The sequence below is a fragment of the Flavobacterium silvaticum genome (genome assembly GCF_012911565.1).
GTDB lineage: Bacteria > Bacteroidota > Bacteroidia > Flavobacteriales > Flavobacteriaceae > Flavobacterium > Flavobacterium silvaticum.
The window spans coordinates 1-16,825 of sequence record NZ_JAAMPU010000090.1 but is presented as its reverse complement, the minus strand read 5'-3'; the positions used below and the strand labels follow the sequence as shown (position 1 = coordinate 16,825).

The window sequence follows — 16,825 nt, the reverse complement described above, 5'->3', positions numbered from 1 at the left end:
CGCACGTAGCCTTCGGGGTGGGGGAAGAACTGCAGGACATCGTCTACGTATTGGAAGCCGTCGAGGTACAGGGTTCTTTCGGTTTGGCCTACCTGTGTCACGTTGGCTACGGTCTTCTGGACCTTCTGGCCCAATGCGTTGTAGAGGTAGCTTATCGTCCAGTTCTGGGTGCCTTGCTTTATCGGGATCTTGACGGGCAGGTTGAGGTGGTTGTAGGTGATGCCTTTGATCAGTTTGTTCTCGTCTTTGGTCATGTTCCCGAAGGAATCGTATTGGTAGTCGTCGTCGGTATCGTCTGTGCCGTCGGAATCATCCACGAATCCGGATGGGTCGTTGGTCTCGTCGGTGACCTTGGCCAGGCGGTTGGATTGGTCCTCATAAAAATACTTGAGGTGGTCAATCTGGATGGACGGGGTTACGTCGCTGTCGCCGTTGCGCCAGAGTTCGGCTATGTTGCCGTTCTTGTCGTATAGGAGGGATTCGTCGTAGTACCTTTGATTTGGGCGCCTCCCTTTGGGCCGGGCTGGCCCGTTGCAATCTTTTTCTCGTTCCTCGAAAAAGGATTTCCACTTGCATCCCTGGCGCATGCATGGTCAAAGCACATTTCTATGGTTTAATAAACTGCTTTGTCAAAGGACTTCTCTTTTACTTTTCCTTGATGAAAAGTAACAAAAATCACGGCCCCATAAAATCAGCTAAAAATTATGGCAAAAGCTAAAAGAAAAGAACTCGCTGTGCTCAAACACCTTTTCTTTCTTAACGCTTTTCACCATAATTTTCTTCACGCCGATTTTATGAGGGCCGGACGCGAACAACCTTCAGGGAAGTTGAAACATTCGGGTTCGCGTACGGGAAAATCAGGTGAAAAACTGTCGGGTGCAGCAAAAAGGCTTTCATTTTTTCAATGACCTGATTCGATACAGTATCCATACGGACTGCAAATCCGCGCCATCATAATCTTGTTTACAAATGTGGCGTTTACAAAATTTCGTAAACAGGAAATGAGGAAACAATTTAGAAATTGGTTACGATTTGCAGAAAATGAAGGGAGCATTCGATGCATTGATTCTAAAGTCGGCTGCCTGATAGGTATCTAAAACAGTCACGCGCCAATCCGGCGCGTGATTCGCTTTAGACTCAATCCTTCGGCTTATGGATGTGAGGTTTTAAATCTCTATGTTTCGGTTGGTTTGGCGGTGTAACCCGTCTTTCTTTCATTATGTTTTAGAGTTCGATTATCAGGACTAAAAGAAAAGACAGCCGTGAAGCTGTCTTTGTTTTTTTGTTTGAAAGTGTTGAATGCTTTGGTTTAGGGCATTTATGAGAGGGAATTTTGGAATGACCTAAATTTATATTTTACCGCGTCAACCTCATTTAAAATCCAGTTCTATAGAAGTGTTATATTTAATATCAAGCCCAGTAACATTGCAGTCTAAGAGAAAATCTATCAACCGTTCGGAGTAAAAGTCACCCCCTGTAGCTTGTATCGATATAATGTCCCTATCATCATAAATCTTAGAAATAGTGATTTTTTCATATTTAGCTAAGGGAGCTGATTGTAACAACTGTAAAAATTCCTCATAAGTATTTATCTGGTAGTATTTAATATTGTTAAGGACTTTATGTCCTGTATAAATAACTGACTGGTCAAACTTAACTTCGGAAGTTGGAATTTTTTCTACAAACATCAAGTAGAATCTTTCCGCAACATCTTCAATTGTAAAATCAAAAAGATAATGGTTGCCAATCGTAAAAGCTTTGATAATATCTATATATTTTTGGCTGTATAAGTAAGGCAAATAACTGAACTCTTGCCCATATTGCATGAGGTCAGTAACTTTTGCATTCTTTCTTAAAACACCTCTAAAAACGGGAGGACGTAGTGATTCTATTTTTTGCTGGTCTTTGAAAAAATCATGGTTGTAACCACTAAAATAATTGTCAAATTCTACATACTTCTGTGTCTTAATGCTACCATCTAATTTTAATTCAACTTGAGAAGCGCCCGTTTTTACTCCTACAATTTTTGGTTCCGCCGTTCTATATAACTGATAGTACTTCATTAATTGCCATTTAAATTTCGAAAATAATCATTTAAATTTTGACCAGTAGCTTTATAATTATCATATGCTTGATTGATTAAACTATTCAAATCTTTTTGTAACGCTTTAATCGAACCTTCGGTAATATTCTGAATTTGGTTTAATTCACTTCTTACATATTTACTATACTCAGGATGGTTGCCATGAAAACCAGACGGCAATTTTTTTAGATTTAATCCCCCATTCAAACTAATAACGTCCTGTAAAGCTTTACTTGCATCCCTAAATACCGCTCGAGGTATTATGTGATGTCTTTGTATTTGTTTGAAAGCGGTTGCTCCCCATCCAGCTACGGGAACCATTGCCGCAAGACTCAATGAAGCGTTTCCGTAATTTCCTCTTAATCCTGAAATACTTGCATTAACCAAGTCGACAGGTTCTCCAAAAAATGGAACCGTTCCGAGCCAGTCTAACCCATCTTGGAACTCATCCATGCCTTGTGAAGCCCTTCTATCCCTAAAACCTTGATAAAATTTCCCATTCTGATAGACATGCGACTGTAGTTGGCCAATGAAACTTCTGTCAGCGGAATAACCTTTACCATAAGTGTATATAGTTACTTGGCTCAAAGCGTCGAATTGAGTAAATTCGCCAGTACTTGAGTCTACACTTCCGCCATTTTCGTTGTAAAATGAACCGCTATTATCATTATACCATGTTGTTTTTCCAGATGAGCTATGCTCCATCATTGAATTAATTACATTTTGAGAGATAAGTCCACTTGGGTCTGACCAGAAAACAGGGTTATTGTTAGCAAAATGGTAAGGACTTCGGGATGGACTTAATTCAGCAAGTGCATCAATACAATTAAATCGACCCAGAGCATTATCATATTGGCGATAATCCATGGCCGTCATATTAAGGCCTAACTCGTCTTGCCACTCTTGGCCATTGTATTTATACTTATACGTCCTGAAACCCCCTTTTTAAAGCGCGGAGTAACCTCATCATTTTAGCAAAGAACGTTGTAAATAATTAAGGTCAAAGAAACAAAAAAACACCCGATTTGGGTGTTTACTAACCTTCACAAAAAAGTTACTTCTTTGGTGAATTTTTAGATGGTTTCAGCGAAGGAGTGTTCCCAGGCGTACCTTTATTGTCTCTTTGACGGCGGTCTGGTTTTCCTGTTGAATCTGCTATCCTCTTCGGTCCTGGTTTAAGTGCCATTGAATTAATATTTAGTTGGTTATACCTCCAAAGGTAGTCAATTAATCAGATGGGAAAATATCTATTTATCAACTCTCGTTGTTGATTACTGTCAACTTTCAAATACTTTTCCGTACTGCTCGGCCAGTTATGCCCAGCCATTTCCTGAACGGCCTCCAACGGCATTTTTTTCTCGTTCATCCAGTTGGCGATAACGCTCATGCGGATGGTTCTGGGGTTGAGCTTGCGCTCTGGGAAAAGGGCTTTGAGTTGTTCCGTTACCGCGAAAATCCCTTCGACGGTGATAGGGTCGCCGAGCTTGTTAAGGATGAGCTTGGAAGTCTTGACCGCTTTGCGCTTCATCATTCGGTCTCTGGTCTGGGTAATGTACCGCTCGAAAAGGAGTATCTGCTGGGGTTGTAGCTTGAGCGTTCTTTCACGCAGTTTCGGTGAAGCCTTGACCTTGACAAGTCCGTTATCCAAATCGATGTTCCGAACATTAAGCCGTATCACCTCGTCGCTGGTGAGACCTTGATAAATTAGTAGCGATAGTAGCACCTTGTTTCGGTCGAGCAAATCCCTGTATCGGTTTTCCCTGTTGAGCAATAACTCCAACTCCGATGAGGTAAAGAGGTCTTGGAACTGGATTTGGTGCTGGCCTCCCTGTTTGACGGTCAGGGTCTGGCTTGGGTCATCGTTGCGCTGGCCTGACCAGATGAGGTATTGGTAGTATTTCTTGATTGCCGACAGTTCTCTTATTGCGGTCTGTACGGTCTTGTCCTGATTGCGAACCCCTGCGAGCCATTCTACCAAATCCAGATAGTTGTACCGTTTGGCCTTTGGGTGCATCTTCAAAAAGTGGTTGATGGTGTGCAGGTAGTTTGCCGCCGATGCCTTAGCCATTTCTTGGTAAAGATATTGCTCAATGGTCGGTTTGTTCTTCATGGCTCATTAGGTATCTGGTCTTGGTTCTGGTGTTGTTCTTCTTTGCGTAGAGGTGCGCGGTGTTGATGAAAGAATGACCGAGGAAATCCCGAATAAAGTCAATACCAGCATTGTTTTCCATCAAGTGGTGGGCTATGGAATGGCGAAGGCAATGCAGCGTGATTTCCTTCTCGATAATGATTTGGTTCTGGCTTCTTTCGATGATGCGCTTTAGAGTGGTGTTGAGGTGTTCGCCGCTCATCCGCTTGCCGACCGCGTTCAGGAAAAAGGCCGTCTCTTGGGTCTTTGCCAGAAACTGGGTTCGGTATTCCCAGACATAACGTTTTACCGCTGTGAGTACCTTATCACTCATGGGAACTTCGCGGCGTTTGTTGTTCTTTCCCTTGCGAACTATGAGCATACCTGTAGATAGCTGAACGTCCGACAGGTTGAGGTCTTGAAGTTCCGAGCGGCGAAGCCCGCAACCGTAACCGACCGACAAAAGGGCTTCCTCCAAAAGATTTTCGCTGTATTGGTAAAGCAATCGGATTTCATCAACCGTCAACACGCTTCTTTCCTTTCTGTCGTTTCCTTTAAACGGTGGGATAGTAAAGCCTCTTTGTATCTCCCTTGAAGTGAGCAGGTGTTCAAGGAACATCGACAGAGCCAATAGATGGGTTTTAATGGTCGTGCTGGATAGCGTTCCCTCGCGCCTCTGGTTCGGTCGCTCGGCGAGGTACTCCGAATAGGTCTGTAAGTCCTTGCTGTCAACATTCCGTATGCTGTCGATGCCGAAGCGTTCGAGCCAGATAAGGAACTCTTTTATGGGCGTGGTGTAGGTGGTGTGGCTTGCTTTCGGGTCTTTGGCTTTGATGAGGTTCTGGAAATCTTGGAAGTGTTTTTCAAAGGCAGGTAGCTGTATTTTCTTGGTCATGGTCGGCATCGTTTTAAAAGGTTCTCTTAGTATATGTTCGGGATTTTGCGAACACCAGCGTCATATATCCCGTCGTTGCTGGCCTTGTGTGTTCACTCTGGTGGTTTTCAAAGTGCGTCCAATTGTTTGTTGAGGTCTTCCTTTATCCGACCCTTGAGTTTTTCCAGATTGTCCCAATGACTGACCACGTACTTGAATCCCCTATTGGCCGAGCCTTCGACCGCTTGGATGTATTCGAGCTGCTGCAACAGGGTCATGAACTTAAAGACCGTCGTCTTTCCAAGCCGCAAATCCTGTCTAACCTCACGCTGGGTAAACTTGTAAGTCGTTCCCGTATCCTGCTTCTTGATGTAGGTTTTCAACTGGTCAAAGAACTGGCGTGTGGAGGCATCAAGCTCATCGGCCTTTACCACGATGGTAGAAAAGAAAAGCTCGACAGCGGCGCGTATATCCTCTTTGGTCGCTATGAGCCGCCCCTGCGGGTCTTTCTTTCTCTGGTACTGGTGCAGTATGGTTATCTGGCAGATAAAGTCCTGGAACTGCTCGTTTAACCTCCTAAGACTTTTGGCCTCGATAGGAAGGGTCAGCTTGTCGGCAAAGTAGTTGACCACGGCATAGGGTTTCAGCACCCGCATACAGTTCCGAAGTAGTTGCTTTGCCGCTTGCTCGTTTTCGCTGCTCACCAACCCCGCGCGTTTCTGGTTCTGTCGCTGGATGATGCGTAGGGTCTGGGTTTCGCTCTCGTCCACACCCAGCATTATCGAGCGGGTGGCGTTGTCGGTGTAGATTTCAAGGTTAGTCGTGGCCGCGAGGCTTGAGAAGTGGGCAACGACCATCTTCTGGGTGGCGTTTATCTTTCCGACCTTGTTCTTTTCGGCAGAATCCCGCATCAGGCTTCTATTGCTCTGCAATTCTCTGAAAGCGAACTGGGCTTGCTCATCCATTCCGTCGAAATCCTGAATGACCATCAGCTTATTCATCAATTCCTTTTCCTTTTGGTAGTACAGGGACTTACTGGAAAAGCTCGTATTGTTTTTGAGGTCTTCCTGCGGGACGCACTCGGCTATCGAGTTGATGAGGTGGCTTTTTCCGCTTGCGCTGCTCGCCTGTAATATCGCGTGCAGCGGGTTGGAATTCTTATAGGATGAGGCGATGATGAATAGCAGTTGGCGGTTGACCTGTTCCCCAACAATGCCACTCTGTTCCAGAAGACCGTCAATGTTCTGGATGAGGTTCGGCTCGGTCAGGAACGCGACCGCTTTCTCCCCAGCTCTCGGCGTGAGTTCCTTTTCGGAATACTTCTGGGTCATGGTCGTGTTCTGCTCGAAAAAGAGCTGTTCCCTATGGGTTTCCAGAAGTTCGGTAAGCTGCATCATGTCGCCTTCCAAAAGGTTGTACCCAAAACCGAACTTGTCCGACAGCTCCCTGCATTGGAACTGGATGCTTGTAAAGTCGTAGAGGTCAACCTTGATGCGCTGCTTGCGCTGGGTCTGGTAATCGACCACATGAAGGGCGATGCGCATACTGGCCATGTCGCTGGGAATGTTCCCGACCACGAAATACTGCGCGGCCTTTCCCTTATAACCCATCTTGAAATCGTTGACCGTTTCGAGCTTTTCGGCCTCTGGCTTGGATAGCTGAACCTCTCCGAGCAATTGCGTGATGGCCTCGCGCCCGTAGTTCACCCACATATCGTTGAGGGTGTGGCCGTCTGGGAGCTGGACGGTAGAGATTTTGGCACTTGGCTTTAAGGCTTCCAACTGTGTGATAAGATGCTGCATGGGCTTAAGGTTTTAGGATGATGATTTCGGAAAGGTCAAGGGATTGGATAGCTTGTTGGTGCTGCGCTAACAGCTTCCCATCGTGCAGGGCTATTACGGCATCGCGGTTCTCAAGGCTCTTGGACTGTATGAGACTGGCCGCGTCCACTATCGAAGGGGCGATATAGAGCCGCTTGGTCGTCGGTGGCGGGTGGCTCGGATAAATCCCCTTGTCGTTGAGGTATTCTTCTCTGGGCGTGGCCATTTCAAAGCGGATGGCAAAGAGGTTCACAACCTCGCCGCTCTCATCCATGAGTGGGAACACGATACCATAACGGCCAAAGGCGGTGTAAGCGGTCATGCTATCGTCCCGAACGGCGGCGGTGCTTTTGGTAAGAAGCCCCAAGCTCTCGTAATGGTCTTTGATTTCCTGTGTAGCGCGGTGGTGGAACTGACCAGAAATGAAGCCGATGCGTTGTGTGTTGTAATCCAATCCGATGCTTTGAAGGTATTCCTTCGGCTTGCTGGCTTTCGAGCTTCGGATTCCCGTCTCGAAGGATTGGAAAAGTTGGTCAAGTGTTTTCATAGGCATTCATTTACTGGTTAATCGTTCGGTTTGGGCATGGATGTCCCGTTTCGGGTGTTTCCGAAAATTTTCAATCTAATTTTTAAGGGTTTAGCTTATTCCTCTATTCCTAAGTAGAGGTTGCGCTCTAAGTATCGGTTCAATTTTTCTTTGTCGTTCCAAAGATTGCCGTCCGATAGCGGCGTGTTGTCCTTGATGTGGTCGAAGCGGATTTCTAACGAGTGTGGTTTTCCTGGCTCTTCCTCCAATAGGGCTATCGTATCTTTTACCGTGCGATGTCCCATATATCGCGAAAGGACTGGGTAAATCTCCTTGATGTAATTATTCTCGCGGGTCACGTCTTTGGCAAAAGCAATCTCGAAGGCGTTGGTCTTGATTTCCTTGAGGTCGAACTCAAGCCCCGTCCGTTGCTTGATTTCGGCAAGGTACATTTTGGCGAATCGTTGCAGTTCGCGGTTAAGCGTGGACGAGGTAAGCGGCTTTCCCGTCTTCGAGTTCACGTACAACGGCGCGTCACCTTCCTTTACACCCAACACCTTTACCGCCTCAATGAGGTTTTCCCTTACGACATTTCGGATGGGGCGATTACTATTTCCTCCAAACATTGGCAGTTCAGCAAGCGGCATACCTGTTTCCAAATCGAATACGTCCGACCAAGTGAGCTTGAGCTGTTCACCAATCTTCAATCCCCAGTTGGGAGCATGGATGCAAAGCATGGCGTGGCCGTACTCTCCAATTTTCCAAAGCCACAATCCAAAAAGGATGAGTTCTTCGCTTTTCCAATGTCTCCCTGTATCGCTCATAGTGTTGTAATTTCAAATCTACATGACAAATGTAGCGATTATTTTCGAATTATTGTTGTATTTTCAAATAAAATTTGATTTAATAACACAAAATAATTTTATATTACGAATTAAGTAATTGATTTTCAATATATTTAAAACATTATGCAGCATGTTGTAAATTCAGTCTATTGTACAGTTGATGAACCGTAGCAGGTAAAAAATCCTTCCCGTAACGGGTCTTGAAGTTCAGACCGTTCAAATGTTCTGCTATCTCGCGGTAGGTCATTCCCTTATCCTTACAGCTACATATAATAGAGTGAGCCTGACGGTTGCGGTCGTTGGTAATGGCGTTCTCCTTTATAATAGATACGCCTTTGCTTCTGGCCTCGGCGGTCAGGTTCTGGGGACTTCCAAGCCGCTTGCCTTTATTCTTTAACTCGGCCAGAGCCTGACGGGTGCGAAGACTGATGAGCTTCGCTTCTTGCTCGGCCAAAGCCGCGAAAATATGGATGGTGAACTGGTTGGCCGTTGGCATATCGACCGCGACGAACTCAATACCCGCATCCATGAGCGAGGAAACAAAGCTGACGTTTCTGGCCAGTCGGTCGAGCTTGGCGATAACCAAGACCGCTCCGGCGGTCTTGGCCATCTGGATAGCCTTGTGGATTTCTACACGGTCGCGCTTGTTCGTTCCCGTCTCGACCTCGGTGTACTCCTTTAATATAGTTCCCTCTTGAGCGGTAACGTACTTGGTGACGGAAGTCTTTTGAGCAGACAACCCAAGTCCGCTTATCCCTTGTGTTTTTCGGCTTACTCTGTAATAGGCGATATAGGTTTTCATGGCGTATATGTATTAAGTTATGATTCTCAAACGTGCGTTTGTGATTTATTACAAACCTCTTTGCAAACCTAAAGACCTGGAATTCAATGAGCAAGAAAAATCCTGGTTTTCCAGGTTTGGTGCGGGGTTAGCTGAGTTATGGACATAAAAAAACGTTGCGGATCGCAACGTTTTTTATAATACTGTTTGTCTTCTATAAGTTCAGCAGTTGCTTCTTCTTCTGGGTAAATTCTTCCTCGGTCAGGATGCCCTTCTGGTAAAGCTCGTTTATCTTCTCCAAGTCATGGATGCCGCCGATGGGTTGTACTGGATTGGTGTCTGGCCGTTCCGTTATCCTGTATGATTCCAGTTTCATCGCCTCGTCGAGCTGTTCCAATGCCACGTAGAAAACGATATGGTCGCCGCCGCTGTTGTTCTGGATGGTGATTTTATGGCCTTTGCTCGCGAAGAAGTACGCGCATAGCTGGTAGCCGAACCGCGTACCCAGAAAACCGTCAACCCACAAATCGAGGTTGAAGGTCACAAGGCCGAAAACGATGGCCGCAACGCCAACGACCGAAAAGAATTGAATATCTGCGGCGATAGCGATAACCGCCAGCATCACGCCGAACAGCAGCGACCGAAGCGCAAGCTGAATGGGCATGATACCTAAATAGGTGTACTGCTCGCTGTTCACGTGTCCCATGTTATGGCGTTCCATCGACTGGAATTGCTTTATATCCTTGACAGCAGAGCGGAAAGATATTTTACTGTCCGTCACCTCGATGCTTCCCGAAGCGAACGGTATGGTCTTGGTCTCCATCGGTTAGTCGTCTTTGCCAGTTCCCTTACACGCTGGACAGGTCTTGCTACCCGTTGCGTTTCCACCGAGGCCATAAGTAGCGACCACGCCAGTACCATCGCACTCGTAGCATTTGTTATCTTGTACGGTCTGCTCAATTGGTGCTTGCTCCGTGTTGGTGGTCTCTTTAGTATCTGACCCCATTACCGATTGGCTGCATTTATACGCGCCGAACACGAGGCAAAGGATTCCCCAGCCCATCGCGATTTTCATCCCGAAGCTCGTTTTTTCTTCTGCTGCCATTGGTCAGGTGGTTGGTTTAACGTTGCCCGTTCTGTGGTTTGGGTTCATTCTTTTAGCGGTAAGTAGGGCTGCCGACTGGTTGGCAGCGAAGACCCGCGTTGCCGTTCTTAGACCTCCGCCTTTCGGATAAAGGTCAACAATCCATTCTCTCATGTTTTATCGGTTTGGTAGTCAAATATACGAAATAAACAGGTTAAAAACAACCTGTTTTATAAGATATATTGTACTCGATGAGGTTAATATAACTTCCTCTCATGGAAAACCAACCGACAAATGAACTAACTGAATTAGGGGACAGAATTAAGAACCTCATTAAAGAAAAGGGGCTAAAGACAATGAACGTGGCACATGATGCCAACTTGGATTCAACAAACCTACGCAAGTATATCCGAGGTACACAGGACATTAGATATACAACACTATTAAGGATTGCCGCCGCTATCGGCGTAACGCCTTCCGAACTTCTGGAAGGTCTGCAAATAACAAAGAAGGGTTAGCCCTTCCTTTTCTTCTCTTTCAACAATTCGATAAGCTCCTTTAGCTCACCCTTTGAGACTTTGCTCAGGTCAGCCGTAATCGGAAATTTTGCGACCGTGTCGGGTCTCTCCAAGATGCGACGTAGTTGGTCGATGGTCATTATAACTTTCATGCTGTCTATTTCTCTATAAATACTCGACTTGCAACGGGTCTTACTTTTTTGACCGTAAAATTTTTTCAGAATTTTTTTCGCCTATCCGAACTGGCCGAGACCACTTGGAATTGCCTACTATCTAAGAGCGGAAACGCGAAACCACTTTCGGATGGTATGCCTCCCTGTCGCCGTTCCGGCGCAGGGAGGGGAACAATCCGCTCACAGCTCCGACTTTTTGGAGGTAAACCCGCGCAAACGCTGGCCTCATCGCTGGTTATGGTCGCGCAGTACGTGCTAACGCGGGTACGGATTGGGCGGCTTGCGCCGCAGTTGGACGGGGTTTAGCTGGTCTTATGGCCTCGTTTGGCATTGCTCCGCAAGTTGGATGAGGTGCGTAGCACCATCTTGCCGAGCTTTCTTATTACTTGGTCGCTCCGCTCCGTTGGACTGATTCCAAGACCTTCTTCCGAAGGCAAAGCCCCTTCGGGGTAGTTGGGCTATACTGTAAAGAGTTAACGCCCTACGGGCTTGGAGTTGGACTGTCTTCCTTCTGGCCGTAGGCTGCTCATCTTATCCTTTCGTGGGAATGGGCATAAGCCCATCCCGAAGAAAGGTCTTTAGTCTCAGTTATATTACTCTTATAGTAAAGGGTACCGCTTTTTACCTCAATTACGGAGTCATTTTTATCCCTATTCGGGGTAGTTATTACCTTCATTCCAACTAAGGGGTAGTTTTGACCTTTTAAAAAAATTTCTCCAATTTTTATAGAATACTCTTTACAAATCGAGCTGCTTACATTATATATAGAGCATAAGACCAATAGTTTTAGAACCTCGGTTGCTGGCGGGTCTCGCCGCCAGCTTCCTGTACCGAGCAAACAACACAGGGAATAAGTTGGGACACCGACAAAGACAAATACAGGAATACCATGACCAACAAGAAAGTCATCAGAAAAGCCCCAACAGCGGGCGCATTCACAACCGTGCATCACTCAATTCTCTTAGACAAGCGGCTAAGCTCGACCGCATTCAGGGTAATGCTTTGCATCCTTATGGATGCCGACCATTTCAGGCTATCCCTGACCCTTCTGGTAAACAGGCTCGGAATGGAAAAGAAGACCATACAGAACGCACTCAAAAAACTCGAAGAATGCGGCTATTTAAGAAGAAAAGAACTGAACAGAGGTAATTACTATATCATCAGCGAGTACGGCAACCTCACAGGGACAGATGAGGTAACAACTCCAACAAGCGAAGCGGTTGAGGTTCTGGAATCATCATTAGTAGAAGACACTCCAACTACATTTCAAGGTCGAGGGATAAACGAGGATGAAGCACTTTTTATCTTGAAATATCTTGCTGCAAGCGAACACGAAAATCACTTTGAAAAAGTATTGGATGCGCTCAATACTGACCTGCTAAGCGGTATTATTACCGCTATCGACGAAACCGCAATCCTCCGAAAGCTACCAAAGCAACCGACGACCAAGACGAAGCTGCCTATCAACTTGGGACAGATTCGCCAGCTCTATAAGTTCCCTCGATTATTCGACGCTATGTTACCAATCGTTCAGGAAAAATCGGGTGGACACATGATAAGCCAAAAGTCAAGAGAGGATATTGTACTTAGAACGATGAGAAAGTTCGCCGATGCAGATGAGGAATTGCATCCCAACAAAGTAACCAGATTTATGTATAACATCAAAGGCGAGTATACCAATGCGGGAAGTCTTGACCAGAGGTATCAAAACTAAAAAGAAACGACTTTAAGAATCCTCAGCCGGAAGGCTGAGGATCATAAAGTCGAATAGACAATTTAGAAACGTATTACTTGGCTTCAAACCATACTTGCGTAGTTTAAAACGGAAACGTTTTATTCATCATCCTCTTCTTCCAATAAATCGTAATCATCGAGTTCCTGATAAATAGCTTTCATTTCCCCATTGAGCTGTGAAATGTATTCTGTACAAATATGGCGATATAGGTCTTCTTTGTCATCTTCAAGTTCAAACTCAATAGCCCCGCCTTTAAGTTCTTTTAGTAAAACATTAAAAACTGATTTCACATTATTTGGATTATCGTCAGTCAAAATAATTTCTAACGGAGCATTCGACACATCTAATACCAAAAAGGCATTGGCGGCATCTCTTCTAATTGTCGCTTTTTTAGTTTCCATAAATTTTTCCTCTTTCTCCAAAGGCTGCTTTACCGCCTTCTAAAGTTTTCATACTAATTTCTTTCCAATCTAAGTCAGGTGTTGTCCCATATATGCACTTTAACGAATTAGAAAATGGGTTTCCTGTTAAAGTAAAATATTGGTTTTGGTCATGTAAACGGTAAATTGAGTTGTATGGCAAAGTTCTCACAGCAATATTTGCATCATGAGTTGCAATGATGACCTTTTTTCCAAGTAGAGCTTTCTCTTTTAATAAAGGTACTATAACGTCATTTATATAGTCGTTTCCTAAACTCTTTTCGGGTTCGTCAATGAGATAGATGTCCTTTTCATCCATTAACTCTTTGTGAAGTAAAATCATTGATGATTCGCCATTTGATGGAGAATACAGTTTTCCATTAAGTGTAAAGTGTCTGTATTTTAAAAGCAAATCGCTTACCGTATTTATAGACTCGACCCCTTCTATGTCATTCATTTTGGCAATTTTTTCAAACAAATCATTTGAGAAGATGTGAGCTAAAATTGACTTGAGTTCGCGAACAAATTCTTTCTGCGGAGTTTTCTTTACATTTTTGACAGACGAATAGTTACTTTCTGTAAAGTTGCCATTCTGGATAAAAAGATTGGTTTGACACATCAACTCACCTTTTTCTCCCAAACTTCCTGCATATTCTTCAATAGGGGCGATAGCGGTTTTAATGTTGCTCAGAATCTTTTTCGCGGCCAATTCAATCTTAATCCTATTTCGGCAATATTCCGCAAATCCTGTTTTAGTGGGTTTGGGAGGTTGCCCCGTTTTCTTTGAAATTTCGTTTAAAAAAGTGGTTATGATGTGGTTTAGAAGGTACGTGCTTTTTGATTCGACAAATTTATTTTCGGTTTCATCGATTAATTTGGATATAAATTTTTCGAGAATCTGAATCAACTCATCTATTAGAGGCTGGTCTATATACTCTTTTAATTTCTCGTTTTCTTCTATATATTCAATAAAATAGACGAACTCATCATATATTTCTTTTACGTCCTTGAGTTTGCGCAGGGAGTTCGTTTCGTCTTCTTGATTAATACTCTTAATCTTTAGTTTTTGCGATATTTTGTTTGTTTCCTCAACGGAAAAGTGAAGTTTATACTTTGTCAAGCTCGTGACTTCTTCTTCTGTCACTTCTTTGAGAAATGCTATTTCGTCTAAGCATTCTCCTATACCAAATTCTGGAACGTTGACGTTGAAGTTGCTGCCTTTCAAATCAAACACATCATTCAAATGCGCATCATTTGATTTGTAAACGTGTGTTTTATATCCTTTTGAATTATAGTATTTTGAAAGCGATTCTAAAATTTCGGTTTTGCCAGTCCCTTTCGACCCGAATAGAATATTAATATCGTTATAAATGTCCAATCGTATTAGCTCGGCCGCCGTGAATGGTACTATTTCAATATTCTCCTTGACCTTCTTATCAAGCAAAGTGTTTATAGTTGCCTCATCCTTTTCTAACAGTAAGCAGAATTGCTCGAAGCTTTCTACTGGAAGCCGCAGCTCTGGTAAAGTTTTAGACAATTCTACATAATCTTTCCAATCATGTATATCAGTTCCATATATCGAATTATGTCCGTGGCTTATATAGATGCCAACTGAAATTGCGTTTGTAGCTTCCTTCAATATACGTTTTGAGTTGGAAACAATCTGAGCTAAATGCTCAAGCTCAGCATCACCGAGGTCTGGCTTTTTAACCCGATAATGAGCAATATACACACAATCTAAAGCATCAAATTTCTCAACGACTTCCTCAAGAGAGATTGTAAATGTGTCAGGATTTTTACCACTTAATATCGACTCCGCATTCTCGTTGAACTGGACGTAGTTCTTTGGATTGCATATAACCAATAGATGCGAGCGGACACCGTTTTCAAGTATATCCAATTCGATACCTGGCCAAATTTGACAATCAGTCGATACACCATCTCTAAACTCTTCAAATTGTTTTAAATCGAAATGATTGTGATTGGTAATCGCCAATATTTTAACATCCGTATTTTTTAAAATATCGGCAAATTCTTGCGTTTCGATATTTCTTGTAACCGCATCTCCAGATTTTACTTTTCTGGTATGTACATGGACATCTATTTTCATGACACTTTCTTAATGAAATAAAATTGAAGCTAACTTAAGGAGTCAAGTGTAATAATTTTTACGGTTTTCCGTATTAACCCGCTTTTCTCATCTATATAAACAAATGCCTCGCCGATCCGGCGAGGCATTTACTAATTCTTCGAATATACAATCATCTCTTTGCGCTTTAAATCATACAGGTACAGACTTCCGAAATAACAACCTGCGAAATAAAACTCACTTTTTCGATTCTCATGCACCGCTGGAAAATTCTCTTTATCCTTATTGTCCTTAAAAAGAATTCTATTCCCTTCAATAGTGAAATCTTGATTGTACGCAATTGGGTCGCCAAGATTACGCCCTCTTTCGTTGAGCCATAATCTCTCTGCTCGTTCAGGCATCCAGAAAAATCTGTCTAAAATGAACAAACATAGTATGATGACTATGACCCAAATAATTTTCCTTTTCTTCATAATTATTTTTTTACGGCACCTGGTTGTTGTGCTAATCCTGTAAAACGTCCATTTTGATATGTGGCCATCGGATAGGCATAGGTAGGTTGTCCTAAAACAGTAGTGTTGAATGCGGTTATGAAATTTTGAATTCCAGATGATGCTTTCTTGCTACCTACCATATAAGTTGAACCTGTATTTTCTTGACTTCTAACATTTGTATAAGAAGAAGGCCAAGACCTTTCGGTCTGTCCCCAAACCGTAACATTTCGCATATTCGCCATACTGGAAAGACTTTGAGCAAATGAAAACTCATTCGTACCGTTCGATGCTCTATCCGCATTTAGGTCTGGGTCTTTTCCAGACCGACAACCGTAAAATCTTGCATTCGCATTGTCACCCCAGTTAAAATCTATTTTACCCCAATTAGCAACACTCAATTGGTCATAAGTTCCATTCGTATTTTCTCTAAACGGCCCATCTAAACCACTATGAGACCACAGTCCAAATTCGGCGGTTTTGCCATAAGTGTCTTTGTTGTCGGCGATGTCGCTTTCGATAGTAGATTCCAAATCGTCCATGCTATCGATACCTCTCATAATTAAAATGTCGTCACTATTTCCTTCACCGCTGTTCAGAAAGTCAAGGCCTCTGGTTAGTGCTGCCTGCCAGAACATTTTGTCTGATTCAGCATCTTTTTTCCCATCTTTATTATTGTTACGAAGATAATAATGAAGATAAATATCTTCGCCATTGGGGTCTACATAATACATTGGATTGTTCAATGCGTAATTGTAGGTTGAAACACTTTGGTATTTCTCCGCACGAGGGTCAATGTTCATCCATCGCCCAATTGCAGGGTCATAATTTCGCGCTCCGAAGTCATACCAGTTAAGCCCCAACTCGTCTTGAAGCTCCTTCCCATTGTATTTATAAAGATACGGATTCTCCTCACCAAAAGGTGTCGGCTTGATCATGAGCTGTTCTTCCTCTCGGGCGAAGTCTTTCTTCCCGCTTGAATAATTGGAGTGTTTCAATCCAAAAGGGTAGTAGTGGTCTTCGTTGAGTATCTTCGTTTCCCCGTCGACGAAGTCATAGGCGTAGTTCATCCTTATGTTCCCTAAGTGGTCTTTGTACTGGTACACGTAGCTGAAATCATATTCGGATTGGCCTTCCTCGGGGTTTTCCTTCGGGGTGGCGCGCACGTAGCCTTCGGGGTGTGGGAAGAACTGCAGGACATCGTCTACGTATTGGAAGCCGTCGAGGTACAGGGTTCTTTCGGTTTGGCCTACCTGTGT

The 16,825-nt window shown here is 43.8% G+C and carries 16 protein-coding genes and 2 pseudogenes; 3 read left to right on the top strand and 15 right to left on the bottom strand.

Annotated elements, in window-relative coordinates; genetic code table 11:
• Positions 1–317 (bottom strand): annotated as a pseudogene (locus G6047_RS00715) (RHS repeat domain-containing protein); the annotation flags it as partial.
• 387 nt (positions 318–704) lie between these two features.
• On the opposite strand from G6047_RS00715, the gene G6047_RS00710 reads away from it, so the two are divergent.
• Complete coding sequence (locus tag G6047_RS00710) at positions 705–908, top strand: hypothetical protein (RefSeq protein WP_169525446.1); 204 nt, start codon at positions 705–707, stop codon at positions 906–908.
• A 462-nt stretch (positions 909–1,370) separates the two neighbouring features.
• On the opposite strand, the gene G6047_RS00705 is transcribed toward G6047_RS00710, so the two are convergent.
• The 11 genes and pseudogenes from G6047_RS00705 to G6047_RS00660 all read right to left on the bottom strand — a co-directional run bounded on the left by G6047_RS00705 (position 1,371) and on the right by G6047_RS00660 (position 10,162).
• The gene (locus G6047_RS00705) at positions 1,371–2,063 is read right to left on the bottom strand and encodes a hypothetical protein (protein WP_169525444.1); all 693 of its coding nucleotides are present in this window, start codon (positions 2,061–2,063) and stop codon (positions 1,371–1,373) included.
• Positions 2,063–2,788, bottom strand: coding sequence for an AHH domain-containing protein (locus G6047_RS16955; RefSeq protein ID WP_394352482.1), 726 nt, complete (start codon positions 2,786–2,788; stop codon positions 2,063–2,065). Before G6047_RS16955 ends, G6047_RS00705 begins: the two co-directional genes overlap by 1 nt.
• Before the next feature lie 39 nt (positions 2,789–2,827).
• A pseudogene (locus G6047_RS16825) lies at positions 2,828–2,995 on the bottom strand (RHS repeat-associated core domain-containing protein); the annotation flags it as partial.
• A gap of 319 nt (positions 2,996–3,314) precedes the next feature.
• Positions 3,315–4,151 (bottom strand): tyrosine-type recombinase/integrase, encoded by an 837-nt coding sequence (locus tag G6047_RS00695; RefSeq protein WP_317168255.1) that lies wholly within the window; start codon positions 4,149–4,151, stop codon positions 3,315–3,317.
• Between the two features lie 19 nt (positions 4,152–4,170).
• Positions 4,171–5,106 carry a tyrosine-type recombinase/integrase gene (locus tag G6047_RS00690; protein ID WP_169525439.1) on the bottom strand — a complete coding sequence of 312 codons (936 nt, stop codon included), beginning with the start codon at positions 5,104–5,106 and terminating at the stop codon, positions 4,171–4,173.
• A 107-nt stretch (positions 5,107–5,213) separates the two neighbouring features.
• The gene (locus tag G6047_RS00685; protein WP_169525438.1) at positions 5,214–6,887 is read right to left on the bottom strand and encodes a hypothetical protein; all 1,674 of its coding nucleotides are present in this window, start codon (positions 6,885–6,887) and stop codon (positions 5,214–5,216) included.
• A gap of 4 nt (positions 6,888–6,891) precedes the next feature.
• Entirely contained in the window at positions 6,892–7,452 is a 561-nt protein-coding gene (locus G6047_RS00680) for a hypothetical protein (protein ID WP_169525436.1), read from the bottom strand.
• A 95-nt stretch (positions 7,453–7,547) separates the two neighbouring features.
• Positions 7,548–8,255: a hypothetical protein gene (locus G6047_RS00675; RefSeq protein ID WP_169525434.1), complete on the bottom strand. Its 708-nt coding sequence runs from the start codon at positions 8,253–8,255 to the stop codon at positions 7,548–7,550.
• A gap of 142 nt (positions 8,256–8,397) precedes the next feature.
• Positions 8,398–9,078, bottom strand: coding sequence for a recombinase family protein (locus tag G6047_RS00670; protein WP_169525432.1), 681 nt, complete (start codon positions 9,076–9,078; stop codon positions 8,398–8,400).
• 193 nt (positions 9,079–9,271) lie between these two features.
• Positions 9,272–9,880, bottom strand: a complete 609-nt coding sequence (locus G6047_RS00665) for an SHOCT domain-containing protein (RefSeq protein ID WP_169525430.1) — start codon at positions 9,878–9,880, stop codon at positions 9,272–9,274.
• Positions 9,881–9,883: 3 nt separating this feature from the next.
• Positions 9,884–10,162 carry a hypothetical protein gene (locus G6047_RS00660; RefSeq protein ID WP_169525428.1) on the bottom strand — a complete coding sequence of 93 codons (279 nt, stop codon included), beginning with the start codon at positions 10,160–10,162 and terminating at the stop codon, positions 9,884–9,886.
• A gap of 254 nt (positions 10,163–10,416) precedes the next feature.
• Here G6047_RS00660 and G6047_RS16950 point away from each other — a divergent pair, with 254 nt between their 5' ends.
• Both G6047_RS16950 and G6047_RS00650 read left to right on the top strand, forming a co-directional pair.
• On the top strand, positions 10,417–10,659 hold the full coding sequence (locus G6047_RS16950; RefSeq protein WP_169525426.1) for a helix-turn-helix domain-containing protein: 243 nt from the start codon (positions 10,417–10,419) through the stop codon (positions 10,657–10,659).
• 1,062 nt (positions 10,660–11,721) lie between these two features.
• Entirely contained in the window at positions 11,722–12,546 is an 825-nt protein-coding gene (locus tag G6047_RS00650) for a helix-turn-helix domain-containing protein (RefSeq protein WP_262887841.1), read from the top strand.
• A 119-nt stretch (positions 12,547–12,665) separates the two neighbouring features.
• On the opposite strand, the gene G6047_RS00645 is transcribed toward G6047_RS00650, so the two are convergent.
• From G6047_RS00645 to G6047_RS00635, 3 genes are all read right to left on the bottom strand, one after another.
• Positions 12,666–12,968 carry a hypothetical protein gene (locus G6047_RS00645; protein WP_169525423.1) on the bottom strand — a complete coding sequence of 101 codons (303 nt, stop codon included), beginning with the start codon at positions 12,966–12,968 and terminating at the stop codon, positions 12,666–12,668.
• Positions 12,958–15,096, bottom strand: coding sequence for a hypothetical protein (locus tag G6047_RS00640; protein ID WP_169525421.1), 2,139 nt, complete (start codon positions 15,094–15,096; stop codon positions 12,958–12,960). Before G6047_RS00640 ends, G6047_RS00645 begins: the two co-directional genes overlap by 11 nt.
• Before the next feature lie 454 nt (positions 15,097–15,550).
• Positions 15,551–16,636: an RHS repeat-associated core domain-containing protein gene (locus tag G6047_RS00635; RefSeq protein WP_235946471.1), complete on the bottom strand. Its 1,086-nt coding sequence runs from the start codon at positions 16,634–16,636 to the stop codon at positions 15,551–15,553.
• Positions 16,637–16,825: the final 189 nt, after the last annotated feature.